Origin of the sequence: Gaetbulibacter aquiaggeris, assembly GCF_044003965.1 — a bacterium.
Lineage (GTDB): Bacteria > Bacteroidota > Bacteroidia > Flavobacteriales > Flavobacteriaceae > Yeosuana > Yeosuana aquiaggeris.
The window spans coordinates 706,711-720,957 of record NZ_JBAWKC010000001.1 but is presented as its reverse complement, the minus strand read 5'-3'; the positions used below and the strand labels follow the sequence as shown (position 1 = coordinate 720,957).

The 14,247-nt window shown below is 32.5% G+C and carries 14 protein-coding genes; 7 read left to right on the top strand and 7 right to left on the bottom strand.

What is annotated here, in order from left to right; all coding sequences use genetic code 11:
* Positions 1–77: 77 nt before the first annotated feature.
* On the top strand, positions 78–1,088 hold the full coding sequence (locus V8G56_RS02965; RefSeq protein ID WP_395436971.1) for an NAD-dependent epimerase/dehydratase family protein: 1,011 nt from the start codon (positions 78–80) through the stop codon (positions 1,086–1,088).
* Here the strand turns inward: V8G56_RS02965 and V8G56_RS02960 are convergent.
* From V8G56_RS02960 to V8G56_RS02950, 3 genes are read right to left on the bottom strand one after another with little or no spacing between them, the layout of a single operon-like run.
* The gene (locus V8G56_RS02960) at positions 1,048–1,590 is read right to left on the bottom strand and encodes a DUF4296 domain-containing protein (protein ID WP_395436970.1); all 543 of its coding nucleotides are present in this window, start codon (positions 1,588–1,590) and stop codon (positions 1,048–1,050) included. The genes V8G56_RS02965 and V8G56_RS02960 overlap by 41 nt on opposite strands.
* Positions 1,590–2,933, bottom strand: a complete 1,344-nt coding sequence (locus V8G56_RS02955) for a dihydroorotase (RefSeq protein ID WP_395436969.1) — start codon at positions 2,931–2,933, stop codon at positions 1,590–1,592. Before V8G56_RS02955 ends, V8G56_RS02960 begins: the two co-directional genes overlap by 1 nt.
* Positions 2,934–2,941: 8 nt before the next feature.
* The gene (locus V8G56_RS02950; RefSeq protein WP_395436968.1) at positions 2,942–3,664 is read right to left on the bottom strand and encodes a polyprenol monophosphomannose synthase; all 723 of its coding nucleotides are present in this window, start codon (positions 3,662–3,664) and stop codon (positions 2,942–2,944) included.
* Between the two features lie 159 nt (positions 3,665–3,823).
* On the opposite strand from V8G56_RS02950, the gene V8G56_RS02945 reads away from it, so the two are divergent.
* Both V8G56_RS02945 and V8G56_RS02940 read left to right on the top strand, forming a co-directional pair.
* Positions 3,824–4,468, top strand: a complete 645-nt coding sequence (locus tag V8G56_RS02945) for a DUF4271 domain-containing protein (protein ID WP_395436967.1) — start codon at positions 3,824–3,826, stop codon at positions 4,466–4,468.
* Between the two features lie 25 nt (positions 4,469–4,493).
* Positions 4,494–5,243 (top strand): uroporphyrinogen-III synthase, encoded by a 750-nt coding sequence (locus tag V8G56_RS02940; protein ID WP_331630756.1) that lies wholly within the window; start codon positions 4,494–4,496, stop codon positions 5,241–5,243.
* A 56-nt stretch (positions 5,244–5,299) separates the two neighbouring features.
* On the opposite strand, the gene pckA is transcribed toward V8G56_RS02940, so the two are convergent.
* Together pckA and V8G56_RS02930 are read right to left on the bottom strand one after the other, a co-directional pair.
* Positions 5,300–6,916 (bottom strand): phosphoenolpyruvate carboxykinase (ATP), encoded by a 1,617-nt coding sequence (gene pckA / locus V8G56_RS02935; RefSeq protein ID WP_395436966.1) that lies wholly within the window; start codon positions 6,914–6,916, stop codon positions 5,300–5,302.
* Positions 6,917–6,982: 66 nt separating this feature from the next.
* Positions 6,983–7,375, bottom strand: a complete 393-nt coding sequence (locus tag V8G56_RS02930) for a DUF423 domain-containing protein (RefSeq protein WP_395436965.1) — start codon at positions 7,373–7,375, stop codon at positions 6,983–6,985.
* Between the two features lie 79 nt (positions 7,376–7,454).
* Here V8G56_RS02930 and V8G56_RS02925 point away from each other — a divergent pair, with 79 nt between their 5' ends.
* Entirely contained in the window at positions 7,455–8,819 is a 1,365-nt protein-coding gene (locus V8G56_RS02925) for a saccharopine dehydrogenase family protein (RefSeq protein WP_395436964.1), read from the top strand.
* Positions 8,820–8,959: 140 nt separating this feature from the next.
* Positions 8,960–9,430 carry an Lrp/AsnC ligand binding domain-containing protein gene (locus tag V8G56_RS02920; protein WP_395436963.1) on the top strand — a complete coding sequence of 157 codons (471 nt, stop codon included), beginning with the start codon at positions 8,960–8,962 and terminating at the stop codon, positions 9,428–9,430.
* A 55-nt stretch (positions 9,431–9,485) separates the two neighbouring features.
* Here the strand turns inward: V8G56_RS02920 and V8G56_RS02915 are convergent, their stop codons facing one another.
* Positions 9,486–11,027 carry a glycine--tRNA ligase gene (locus V8G56_RS02915; protein WP_395436962.1) on the bottom strand — a complete coding sequence of 514 codons (1,542 nt, stop codon included), beginning with the start codon at positions 11,025–11,027 and terminating at the stop codon, positions 9,486–9,488.
* Positions 11,028–11,137: 110 nt separating this feature from the next.
* On the opposite strand from V8G56_RS02915, the gene V8G56_RS02910 reads away from it, so the two are divergent.
* Positions 11,138–11,818 (top strand): ComF family protein, encoded by a 681-nt coding sequence (locus V8G56_RS02910; protein WP_395436961.1) that lies wholly within the window; start codon positions 11,138–11,140, stop codon positions 11,816–11,818.
* Between the two features lie 54 nt (positions 11,819–11,872).
* Entirely contained in the window at positions 11,873–13,480 is a 1,608-nt protein-coding gene (locus V8G56_RS02905) for an Ig-like domain-containing protein (protein WP_395436960.1), read from the top strand.
* Here the strand turns inward: V8G56_RS02905 and V8G56_RS02900 are convergent.
* Positions 13,467–14,246, bottom strand: a complete 780-nt coding sequence (locus V8G56_RS02900; RefSeq protein WP_395436959.1) for an amidohydrolase — start codon at positions 14,244–14,246, stop codon at positions 13,467–13,469. The genes V8G56_RS02905 and V8G56_RS02900 overlap by 14 nt on opposite strands.
* Position 14,247 lies beyond the last annotated feature (1 nt).

Below are 14,247 nucleotides of genomic sequence, written 5' to 3'. Positions count from 1 at the left end.
TTTTCGTAAACTAGGGCAAAGATAAAAATCAATGCATAATTACTCATGTTTAATGAATATTTCTTTACATTAGAGATATGATTTTAGTTACAGGAAGTACAGGTTTACTTGGCTCACATTTACTTTACAAATTGACAAGTAATGGCGAAAAAGTGAGGGCCCTTTATAGAAGTGAGCGCAAATTAGAAAACGTAAAAAATGTGTTCTCTTGTTATACAGATAATTACATGTCGCTTTATGAATCTATTGAATGGGTTCAGGCTGATATTATTGATATTTCAACTTTATCTGACGCCTTTAATGGCGTCACTTATGTGTATCATTGCGCAGCATTTGTTTCATTTGAACCTGACAAATATCAACTCTTAAGAAGAACCAATATTGAAGGAACAGCCAACATAGTTAACTTTTGTATTTCAAATGACATAAAAAAATTATGCTATGTGAGTTCTATAGCTACTATTGGAATTCCTTCTAAAGAGATCACCATCACTGAAGAGACTGAATGGAATCCTGAAGCCAACAACAGTGTCTATGCCATTACAAAATATGGGGCAGAAATGGAGGTTTGGCGAGCATCTCAAGAAGGCCTCAATGTAGTCATTGTAAATCCTGGGGTCATTCTAGGTGCCGGCATTTGGCGTTATGGAAGTGCGGGTTTATTTAAAAAAGCCCATAGAGGTATTAAATATTACACTTCAGGCTCTATTGGCTTGGTAGATGTACAGGATGTAGTGTCTGCTATGATTTCACTAACTAAAAGTAGTATTAAAAATGAACGTTTTATTCTAATAGCAGAAAACTGGAAGTATAAAGATTTTTTACAAAACATGGCCAGATCAGTCAACACCTCTCCTCCTGAAAAAATGGCCTCTCCCTTATTACTTCAAATTGCCTGGAGATTGGACTGGCTAGACCATAAATTGAGAGGCAAACGTCGTCAGTTAACCAGACAATTAGTCACGTCTTTATCAACTGATAAATCATATGATAATACTAAAATAAAAACTTATATGGACTTTGAATTTAAGAAGGTAAACCAGAGTATTATTGAGATTGGGCAGCTTTATCTGAAACAGGCTCAATAAGTTTTGATTTTATTTTATTTTTTCGTTTTATATTTAAAAGTGAATCTTCATTTTTGAATATTCTTATGGAATCTTTGTTTTTTAGTAAGTCTAAAGAATCTCTTTTCCTAAGATTATTAATAGAATCTGTTTTTCTTTTTTCGTCTTCTTCTTGAATAACCAATGCATCCAAATTCTCTTTCAATAGCTCTAAACTATCTTTAACCTTAGTATAAATGTCATCGTAATCTTCAACATAATAAGCATAATAATTATTACTTAAGGCAAAAGTCAAACTGTCAATTTTATATTTCTTAAACACATATTCTTCAGAATAGACGCCCTTTTCCTGCAGTACTTTTTGATTGGATCCATTAGCTGAGGCCAACAACCTTAAATCAAGAATAATGTTAACCATGTCCTTTTTTGAAATTAAATGCTTTGGCTTCTCAGGTTTCTGAAATGAATAACAAGACAGCATTAAAAATATTGGAAAGAAATAGATTGAAATTCGTTTCAGCATTATCTGTTAAAAGTTAATCGTTTTGCAAATTTATCATTATGGAATTTAGAATTTTCAAAGGCCAAATTACCATTAATAAAAGTGTGCGTAATTCTAGATTTAAAAGTAGTTCCTTCAAATGGTGACCAACCACATTTATATAAAATATTTTCTTTTTTTACAGTAAATGGATTATTTAAATCTACTAAGACCAAATCAGCAAAATAACCCTCCTTAATAAATCCTCTTTTTTCAATTTGGAATAATATCGCTGGATTGTGACACATTTTTTCAACCACTTTTTCTATTGAAATTTTACCTCTATGGTACATTTCTAACATGGCAGGTAAAGCGTGTTGCACTAATGGCCCACCAGAAGGTGCTTTAGTATACACATTTTTCTTTTCTTCTAAAGTATGTGGTGCATGGTCTGTAGCTATAACATCAATCCGGTCATCAAGCAATGCTTCCCAAAGTTGATCTTTATCTTTTTTTGATTTAATAGCAGGGTTCCATTTAATTAAAGTGCCTTTTTTATCATAATCTTCATCAGTAAACCATAAATGATGGATGCACACTTCAGATGTGATTTTCTTATCCTTTAATGGTGTATTGCTGAATAATTCTGTTTCTTTTCCTGTTGACAAATGAAACACATGTAATCTAGCCCCTGTTTTTTTTGCTAGTTCAATAGCTTTAGAGGAAGATAAATAGCAGGCTTCTGCACTGCGTATTGCGGGATGATACTTTATTGGAATATCTTCACCATACTCTGAAATATACGTTTCAAGATTCGCTTTAATAGTTGTTTCATCTTCACAATGAACAGAAATCAACAAATTAGTGTTTTTAAAAATATTCTCTAATACTTTTGGATCATCAACCAACATATTCCCTGTAGAAGATCCCAAAAATAATTTTAACCCAGCTACTTGAGTTACATCAACTTTTAAAATTTCATCTAAATTATCATTAGTTCCTCCAAACATAAAAGAATAATTGGCATAAGATGCTTTTGAAGCTATTTTAAATTTCTCTTCTAATTTTTCAATGGTAGTAGTCTGTGGATTCGTATTAGGCATTTCAATAAAAGAAGTAATTCCTCCTGAAATAGCAGCCTTAGATTCCGTTTCTATTGTGCCTTTATGGGTTAATCCCGGCTCTCTAAAATGCACCTGATCATCAATAACCCCTGGCAAAAGGTATTTACCTTCTGCATGAATCACATGCACATCTGATGATTTTGCACTAATTGATTCACTTATTTCCTTTATAAATTCTCCCTCTATTAATATATCTCCACTAAATATTGCGCCTTCATTGACAATATTTGCGTTCTTAATGAGTATTGTTTTTAACTTCATGGTTCCTTCTACTTTTTAAAAATGCTCTTAATTTTCATTGAAATAACTCCAAATATAGCTTCAGAAATTATGCCAGAACTTAATTTCGATTCGCCTTTTGTTCTGTCAGTAAAAATAACTGGAACTTCAACAATATTAAAATTCTTTATATAAGCTTTAAATTTCATTTCAATTTGAAACGCATAACCAATAAATTTAATTTTATTTAAATCTAAAGTTTCTAAAACGTGCCTTTTGTAACAAACAAATCCTGCTGTTGTATCATGAATTTTCATGCCCGTAATAATTCGAACATATATGGAGGCTATATAAGATATTAACACACGATTCATGGGCCAATTAACTACATTAACCCCCGTAATATATCTCGAACCAATGGCAACATCAGCCGTTCCTTTATCACAACATTCATATAATTTAATCAGGTCTTTTGGGTCATGAGAAAAATCAGCATCCATTTCAAAAATATAGTCATACCCTTTATTCAAAGCCCATTTAAAGCCATGAATATAGGCCGTTCCGAGTCCGGACTTTAGTTTTCTTACTTCTAAAAATAACCTGTCCTGAAACTCATCTTGGAGTTCTTTAACCCTTAAGGCTGTTAAATCAGGAGAATTATCATCAACTATAAGAATATGAATTAAATCTGACTCAGAAAATACAGCTCTAATAATTGCTTCTATATTTTCAATTTCATTATATGTTGGTATTATTACTAAAGCATTTTTCATGAAAATCCTGCGTATGTTTTAATCTTTTTATCTTAAATATCCCATAAAAACATTAAAAGCAAATAATTTTCAGCAAATGTACATTATTTAGAAGATACTTTTTTTTAAATAATACTAATAATTAGAAGCAGATATTATAATTTATAATAATTTTATGGCATGCTACGAAACGTGCCTACATATGAATTATTTACTGTTCTTATAGTTGTAAGTTTATTATTTATAACCCTAGCAAAAGCGTTTTATCCCAAACGATTCAATGATTTTGTTTCGGTTATAGGAAGCTCAAAATACCTTAAAATTTATCTTAGAGAGCAAAAATTCTTCGATAGATTTGACGCCCTATTATTTGTGAATTTAATCCTATCTGTAGCCATTTTTAGTTATATATGCTTTCATTATGATAATGCCGTATTAAACCCATCAAATGATGATTTATTTAAGTTAATCATGGGAATCGGGATTTTTGTTCTGATAAAAGTTCTTTTAGAGCGATTGATTGGGAGCCTTTTTGAAATAGATAAATTAATTGATGAATATCTTTTTCAAAAAATAAGTTATAAGAATTTTTTAGGTCTCTTATTGTTTCCAATAAATTTATTTCTAATCTACAGTTTTAAACCAAACCTGACTATTATATACATTCTTATAATAATTCTTTTAATTATAAACGTTTTAGGCTTAATTACTACAATTAAAACAAATCAAAGTTTAATAAAACAAAACTTATTTTATTTTATTTTGTATCTTTGCGCACTTGAAATTGCTCCATATATTATAATATATAAGGTGTTTATTTCATAATTAAAGACCTAATTATTTGTGCCCTATGAAAGTGAAAACAATTCTAGTATCACAGCCAGAACCTAAAATAGAAAATTCTCCTTATTTTGATCTTCAAGAGAAACAAAAGGTGAAAATTGACTTCAGACCCTTTATTCATGTTGAAGGTGTATCAGCTAAAGATATTAGGCTACAAAAAGTTGATTTAAATAACTACACAGCTATTATTTTAACCAGTAGAAATTCTGTTGATCATTATTTTAGAGTTGCAGAAGAAATGCGCTTTAAGGTGCCTGATACTATGAAATATTTTTGCCAGTCAGAAGCAGTTGCTTTTTATTTGCAAAAATACGTTGTTTACAGAAAACGAAAAATTTATGTTGGGAAACGTTCATTTTCAGAGCTTTCTCCTTTAATTAAAAAATACAAGGACGAAAAATTTCTGTTACCAAATACAGATAAGGTAAAATCAGAAGTTTCAGAGACTATGAACGCTTTAGGAGTTAACTGGAAACTAGCTACATTTTATAAAACAGTGATTAGTGATCTTTCAGATTTGGCCGATGTATACTATGATGTGCTTGTATTTTTCAGCCCATCCGGTATAGATTCATTATTCCATAATTTTCCAGATTTTAAGCAAAATAATACGCGCATAGCAGTGTTTGGAGATACCACTATTAAAGCCGTTGAAGAAAAAGGGTTACGGGTTGATATTGCAGCACCTACCAAAGAAACCCCTTCAATGACTATGGCTTTAGAAAAGTATATAGATAAAGTTAATAAAGCAAAATAACTGAACTTATATAAAATTAAAAGAGCGACTCAAATAAGTCGCTCTTTTTTTTATTCTTAAAAGGCGTATCGTTGGGGACCGCCTCGACGTATTTCTTCACTGGCAAAAGCTTCATATTTCTTAAAGTTTTCTCTAAAGGCATTTGTTAATTTAAATGCTGTTTTATAATACGCTTCATCATTGTTCCAAGTGGCTCTCGGACTTAAAACACTTGTAGGAACCCCCGGACATTCTCTTGGTTGAGCTACTCCAAACACAGAATGAATATGATAATTATCGTACGTGTACAAACCTAAATCACCATTCAAAACGGCATTAATCATAGCTCGCGTATATTTTAATTTCATTCTGGTACCAACTCCATAAGGACCTCCAGTCCATCCAGTATTTACCAACCAAACATTAACACCTGCTTCTTTCATTTTTTTGCTTAACATTTCAGCATATTTAGCTGGATGTAATGGCATAAAAGGCGCCCCAAAACAAGCTGAAAAGGAAGGTTGAGGCTCTATTACACCTGCTTCTGTACCAGCAACTTTTGCCGTATATCCAGAGATAAAGTGATAGGCAGCCTGACTCGGTGTTAATTTAGATATTGGAGGTAAAACTCCAAAAGCATCTGCTGTTAAGAAGAAAATGTTTTTGGGATTTTTACCAATAGAAGGCACTTGAATATTCTCTATATGATTTAAAGGATAACTTACTCTAGTATTTTGTGTAATAGAGGCATCTTCAAAAGCTACATGCCCATTTTTATCTAAAACAACATTCTCTAAAATGGCTCCTGCCCTTATTGCTTCAAATATTTCAGGTTCATTTTCAGCAGAAAGATTAATGACTTTAGCATAACAACCTCCTTCAAAATTGAAAATAGCATTTTCCTTTGTCCACCCATGCTCATCATCACCTATCAAACTTCTATTTGGATCGGTTGAAAGTGTTGTTTTTCCTGTTCCAGAAAGGCCAAAGAAAATAGCGGTATCACCATCTTTACCAACATTAGCACTGCAATGCATAGGCAAAGTGTTTTTGAAAACAGGTAATATAAAATTTAATGCTGAAAAAATACCTTTTTTAATTTCTCCGGTATACCCAGTTCCTCCTATAAGCGCAATTTTTCTAGTGAAATCTAAAATCGCAAAATTATGCTGACGTGTTCCGTCTTCAGCAGGATCTGCCATAAAGCCAGGGGCATTTACAACTAGCCATTCCGGATCAAACCCATTTAACTCTTCTGCTGTTGGCCGCAGAAACATATTATAAGCAAATTGATTACTCCAAGGATATTCATTAATTACTCTAATATTAAGTTTATAATTATCGTCTGCACAAGCATAACAATCTCTAACAAAAAGTTCCTTGTTTGAAAGATAGTCAACTACTTTGTTATATAATTTTTCAAATTTATCCGGAGCAAATGGAATATTAATATTTCCCCACCAAACTTTATTATTGGTGATATCATCTTGAACAATAAAACGGTCTTGTGGTGAACGTCCTGTAAATTCTCCTGTATGAACTGCTAAGGCTCCAGAAGACGCTTCAACACCCTGGCCTTTTTCAATAGCAATATCATGTAATTCTTTAGCTGAAAGTTGATACTTTACTTTGGCGTTTTTTATCCCGTAATTTTCCAACTCAATCGTTTTCGTAATTTGGCCCTGCTTCGTCATATTTTTTGATAAAAATGATTATTCAGCAAAATTAAAACAATATTTTAATGTAATCACAAATAATATTTAATTCTCAACCTTTATTTTTATGAAATTCACAAATAATAAAATCCAGGAGATGATGAGGCATAAACCCCCTATTGGCGTCACAAATGCAATTGATTTAAAATCAAAATTTGTTAATAAATTAGTCGCCAAACCATAAATAGACCCAGAAAATAATAACAACCCAATCATGACCAAATAGAATATTTGTTTTTTTACTTTAATTGAAACATACGTTGTACTTCCTATAAAAAGCAGAAAGAGTGCATGATACATTTGATATCTCACACCGGTTTCAAAAGTTTGAACAGATTCCGGAGCAATTAATTCTTTTAAACCATGGGCTGCAAAAGCTCCTAAAACAATCCCTGTCATACCTAATAAAGCTCCTGAAATTAATATTGTTTTGTTCATATTTATCACTGATTTGGGTTTATAAAACCTTTTGTATTTAGTACATTAGTCATCACAAAATTACTCAACAAAATTCATTATGCGAAAGATTTTGGTTATTGGTTCAGGAAAATCAACTTCCTATTTAATAAAATATCTACTAGATAAATCAGAGACTGAAAAGCTGTTTATAACTATTGGAGATATCAATATTAACCATGCAAACCATCTAATTAAAAACCATAGAAATGCAAAAGCCGTTTTATTAGATGTTTTTGACGCCAATTCACGAAAGGAAGCCATAAAGGATGCCGATATTATTATTTCAATGTTACCAGCACGTTTTCATATTGATGTTGCTAAGGATTGTATTTTGTATGGAAAAAACATGGTTACCGCATCCTATATAAGCCCTGAAATGGAAGCTTTAAACCAAGAGGCTATAGCTAAAGGACTCATTTTTATGAATGAAATTGGCGTTGATCCTGGAATTGACCATATGAGCGCCATGCAAGTGATTGACCGCATTAGGGCTAAAGGTGGAAAAATGATTCTATTTGAATCGTTTACCGGCGGATTAGTTGCTCCTGAAAGTGACAATAATCTTTGGAATTATAAATTTACCTGGAACCCGAGAAACGTTGTGGTTGCAGGACAAGGAGGTGCTGCAAAATTTTTGCAGGAAGGCACTTTTAAGTACATCCCTTACCATAGATTATTTAGAAGAACAGAATTTTTAGAAATTGACGGATTCGGAAGATTTGAAGTTTATGCCAATCGGGACTCTTTAAAATACCAAAGTGTTTATGGTTTAGATGCTATAAAAACCTTATATCGTGGAACCATGCGGCGTGTTGGTTTTAGCAGAGCCTGGAATATGTTTGTTACACTTGGCATGACCGATGATAGCTATGTTATAGACGACAGTGAAAACATGAGTTATAGAGATTTTGTAAATGCCTTTTTGGCTTACAGTCCGTCTGATTCGGTAGAATTGAAATTTAGGCATGCACTAAAAATTGACCAGGACGATATCGTTTGGGATAAATTATTAGAACTTGATATTTTCAATCCTAATAAAATGGTGGAACTTAAAAAAGCAACGCCTGCTCAAATACTCCAAAAAATATTAATGGATAGCTGGACACTTGCTGAAGATGATAAAGATATGCTTGTCATGTACCATAAATTTGGTTACGAACTCAATGGCAAAAAACATCAAATAGAGTCAACCATGGTCACACTAGGGGAAGATCAAACCTATACGGCTATGGCTAAAACGGTAGGCCTACCGGTTGCTATAGCGACGCTTGCTATTTTGAATGGAAAAATTAAAACACCAGGCGTTCAAATGCCTATCACTAAAGAAGTTTATGAGCCTATTTTAAAAGAGCTAACCAACTTTGGTATTACTTTCAAAGAAAAAGAAGTTCCATACTTAGGGTATAATCCTTTAAGCATTTAAATAGACGCTTTATTCATAGACCCCTTTTTGTTTTCAATTTGCCAGATTTAAGAGACGATATTTATTCTAAAGTCTGGCTTATACTTTTGAATTAAAATCAATTTATTACATTTATACTTCTGTTTTAAACCATATGGGCCATGAAGATTACAAATCAAAACTTAGAAATAGACGGTATTGACAAAAAGATCCTCAGAGCTCTTATGGAGGATGCCAGAACACCTATTCTTGAAATTGCCCGTAGCGTTGGCATTTCAGGTGCGGCCATTCATCAGCGCCTTAGAAAGCTTGAAAAATCAGGTTTGATTTCCGGATCAAAATTTATAATCAATCCAAAAATATTAGGTTATACAACCATGGCATTTATTGGTATTTATTTAGATAAAGCGATAAGTAATCCTGAAGCCGTAAAGCAATTGAAAAAAATACCTGAGGTTCTGGAGTGTCATTATACCACAGGAAACTGGAGCGTATTCATTAAGATACTCTGTAAAGATAATGCCCATTTAATGCATTTACTAAATAAAGAAATTCAATCTATTGAAGGTGTTTCACGTACAGAAACTTTTATTTCATTGGACCAGCAAATTGACAGACAGATAAGCATCTAAAAAAGATCACACCAATGCATTGGCGTGATTTTTTTTTTATAATATGCGTTGTGAATTACATTTTCATTAACCAAGAACGCATGTCTACCTCTTGTTTTATGAGGTCTCTTAAAGCTTCGATTTTAACGCGTTCCTGAAGCATCGTATCTCTGTGACGAATAGTGACCGTGTTATCTTCTAAAGTGTCATGATCTACAGTAATACAAAAAGGCGTTCCATTGGCATCTTGTCTTCTATAGCGTCTTCCAACAGCATCCTTTTCATCATAAACCACGTTAAAATCCCATTTTAGCTCGTCTATAATTTGTTGTGCTATTTCAGGTAGTCCGTCCTTTTTAACTAATGGAAATACGGCCGCTTTTACTGGTGCTAATACACTAGGCAAAGCTAAAACCGTTCTTGTACTGCCATCTTCAAGGGTTTCTTCCTTCAAAGAATTTGAAAATACCGCTAAAAACATTCTATCTAATCCAATAGAGGTTTCCACAACATACGGCACATAACTTAAATTCTCTTCATGATCAAAATACTGTAATTTCTTCCCAGAAAATTTTTCATGCTGACTTAAATCAAAATCAGTACGAGAATGTATCCCTTCTAATTCTTTAAATCCGAACGGAAATTTAAATTCAATATCAGCCGCAGCATCTGCGTAATGAGCCAATTTTTCATGGTCATGAAAACGATAATTTTCTGCTCCCAACCCTAATGACATATGCCATTTAAGTCTGGTTTGCTTCCATTGCTCATACCATTCTTTTTGTGTCCCAGGTTTTATAAAATACTGCATTTCCATCTGTTCAAACTCACGCATTCTAAAAATGAATTGTCTGGCAACAATTTCATTTCTAAAAGCCTTTCCTGTTTGCGCTATCCCAAAAGGAATTTTCAGACGACTTGTTTTTTGAACATTTAAAAAGTTAACAAAAATACCCTGAGCAGTTTCTGGACGTAAATATAAATCCATCGCATTTTCAGCAGATGCACCCAACTTAGTGCCAAACATCAGGTTGAATTGTTTAACGTCTGTCCAATTTCTTGATCCAGTTAAAGGATCTGCTATTTCCAATTCCTCAATAAGTGCCTTTACATCTGCTAAATCTTCCTTTTCTAAAGATCTAGCCATTCTTGTAAGAGTGGTGTTTATTTTTTCCTGATATTCAACAACTCGTGTATTGGTTGCTAAAAACTGTGCTTTATCAAAACTATCTCCAAATCTCTTCGCTGCCTTTTCAACTTCCTTATCAATTTTAGCCTCAATTTTAGCACAATAGTCTTCAATTAATACATCGGCTCGATATCTTTTTTTTGAGTCTTTATTATCAATTAACGGATCATTAAAGGCATCAACATGTCCTGATGCTTTCCAGGTAGTTGGGTGCATAAAAATAGCAGCATCTATTCCCACAATATTATCATTCATTTGCACCATGGCTTTCCACCAGTACTCACGAATATTTTTCTTTAATTCGGCTCCATTTTGCGCATAATCATACACAGCACTTAAACCATCATATATCTCACTACTTTGAAACACATATCCATACTCCTTAGCATGTGATATTACTTTCTTAAATTGATCGTCTTGATTTGTCATGCTGCAAAAATAAAAAAGCGATTCAAACAAATGGAATTGTTTGTTAAAAATTATGCGTCAGATTCATATATTTTTTAGTTAAGTTTACATAAGAACCTATTTGTTTTGAAATGTTTGAAGCGATTATAGATTTATTCTTTCCAAAAGTATGCTCTGCCTGTCATGAAGTATTAAATGATCATGAACAAGACATCTGCACTAATTGCAGAAATGATTTACCTGTAACCAATTTTCATTTCAATCAAGACCACAATGTTTTAAAAGTGTTTTACGCAAGAGTAAAAGTGGAAAATGGCACCGCATTATTGCGTTTTGAAAAAAAAGGCCTTGTGCAACAACTTATTCACAACTTAAAATATAAAGGGCAAGAATCTATTGGTGTTTTTTTAGGTGACTGGCTGGGCGGAGAGCTAAAAACTGTCAAAGAGTATTCAGAAATTGATATAGTGATTCCGGTACCTCTTCATAAAAACAAACTTAAAAAAAGAGGTTATAATCAAGTGGCCAAATTTGCAAAGCATATTGCCATAGCCTTAAACGTGCAATATGTTGATAATGTACTTTTAAAAGTTACTAATACAGGTTCTCAGGTTCTCAAAAGTCGTTTTGCCCGTTGGACTAATAATGAGGAGCTTTTTACGCTTCAGAACAAAAATGCTATTGCCAATAAACATATCCTTTTGGTTGATGACTTAATTACAACAGGTGCCACCTTGGAAGCCTGTATTAATGTTTTAAATCAAGCTGAAAATATAAAAATAAGTGTGGCTTGCATGGCAATTGCTCAGTGAGTTTGTCGTTATTTCTGCAAAATTATGTAGGTTTGCTTAAATTTAATTTTGGTAATGAATAAAACACTTTCAAATTTTATTTTCATATTCTTTATTGCTTTGATTTTTATTAATTGTGCCAATAGAGGAACCCCGCAGGGTGGCGAAAAAGACATCACACCGCCAAGTATTGTTAAGTCAGAACCAGTAAATTTTAATACTAATTTTAATCAGAAAGAAATAAGAATCTATTTTGATGAATATATAAAAATTAAAGATATTCAAAAACAACTGATTATTTCACCACCAATGAAAACACAGCCTGAAATTACCCCTTTAGGTAATGCCAGTAAATATATATCAATAAAAATATTCGATACCCTTCAACCTAATACTACCTATGCTTTTAACTTTGGGAATAGCATTTCAGACAATAATGAGGATAACCCATTCCCCTATTACAGATACGTTTTTTCTACAGGTGATTATATAGATTCCTTAAGCGTAAATGGACAAATTTTTGATGCCATAAACAGAAAACCAGACACTTTTGTTTCCGTAGGATTATATGAAGTAGACTCCACATTTAATGACTCCATTATTTATAAACAAAGCCCAAAATACATTACCAATACATTAGATAGTGTCACTACCTTTTCTATTGAAAATATAAAAGCAGGGACTTATATGCTCTATGCCTTAAAAGATGGTAATAGCGATAATAAATTTCAACAAAAAACGGATAAAATAGCTTTTTATAAGCAATTTGTTACAGTCCCTACAGATTCCTTATATGATTTAAAGTTATTTAGTGAAGACCTAGACTTTAAGTCTATCAGACCACTATTAATGGCTGGAGAAAAAATAGTGTTTGGCTATGAAGGTGATTACAAAAACATGAAGATTAATTTACTGTCAGAAGTTCCTGATAATTTTCAATCCAGAATCACCAAAGACACCAAAACAGATTCACTTTATTATTGGTATACTCCAAAATTAGAATTGGATTCATTAGTTTTTAAAGTAACAAATATTGAATATGAAAAAGATTACACTTTAAAATTACGGGACATGAAGCGTGATTCTTTAACCATCAAACCAATTACTGTTGGATCGATTGGTATTGATGAAGATTTTAAAATTAACGCGAGCATTCCTTTTAAATCATTTGACGCTTCAAAAATGGCTATGATGGATAAGGATTCTACTTTGATAGATTTCACGGCATCTTTGGATACTATAAATAACAATTACGTTTATAATTTTAAAAAGACGGCAGAAAACATTTATAAAATTCAAATTTTGCCTGAAGGGTTTACTGATTTGTTTGGCAACAGTAACGATACCTTAAACTATAATCTGAGAACAAAAAAAGAATCAGATTTTGGTTATGCCCGTTTTACTTTAATTAATGCCACTTACCCCATTATTTTACAGTTAACAAATGATAAAGATGAAGTCAAATTTGAACAATATTCATCAAAATTCGAAGCCATTGATTTTTTAAATTTGGCACCCGGAAAATATTTTATAAGAGTTGTTTGGGACACCAACGGCAATAAAAAGTTTGACACCGGAAATTATTTAAATAAGATACAACCTGAACGGGTTAGCTTTTTTAAAGAAATTGAAATTCGCGCAGATTGGGGAATCTCTGAAATTTTAGAATTTAAAGAAGAGTAAACGCGTCTTTATCATTCAAAAATTTAAGTTTGTTCCTATAAAAATTAATGTGGTTTCTATCTAAAGTTACCACTTCAATTTGTTCTCTGTTTGGCTTCATATTGGTTATGGCATTCCCTAATACATCATAAACCGCACAATTACCGGAATATTCATTTTGACCTTCATCAATTCCAATCCTATTCACTCCAATACAATAACACATGTTTTCAATAGCTCTGGCCTTTAATAAGGCATCCCAGGCCAAAATTCTTGGTTTTGGCCAATTGGCAACATACATTAAAACATCATAATCTTCAGTGTTTCTAGCCCAAACAGGGAAACGTAAATCATAGCATATTAAAGGACAGATTTTCCATCCTTTATAGTCAATAATTATTTTTTTAGTACCTGAAGCATATATTTTATGTTCTCCCGCTAAAGTAAAAGTATGCCTTTTATCGTAATGGTGAATACTGCCCGAAGGCTCCACAAATAACAAGCGATTATAGAATTTTTTATGTTCAGAAATAATTAAACTACCAACCACTGCCGCATTTGTTTGTAAGGCCATGTCTTTCATCCATTCAATGGTTTTTCCATCCATATCTTCTGCTACCGCAGTAGCATTCATGGTGAATCCGGTTGAAAACATTTCAGGAAGCACAATAAGGTCCACCGCCTCAGTAATAGTCTCAATTTTTTCTTTAAAGTGTTTTCGATTCTTTTTAGGGTTTTCCCAAACCAAATCAGATTGAATAAGAGCAATTTTAAGATGATCTTGCATA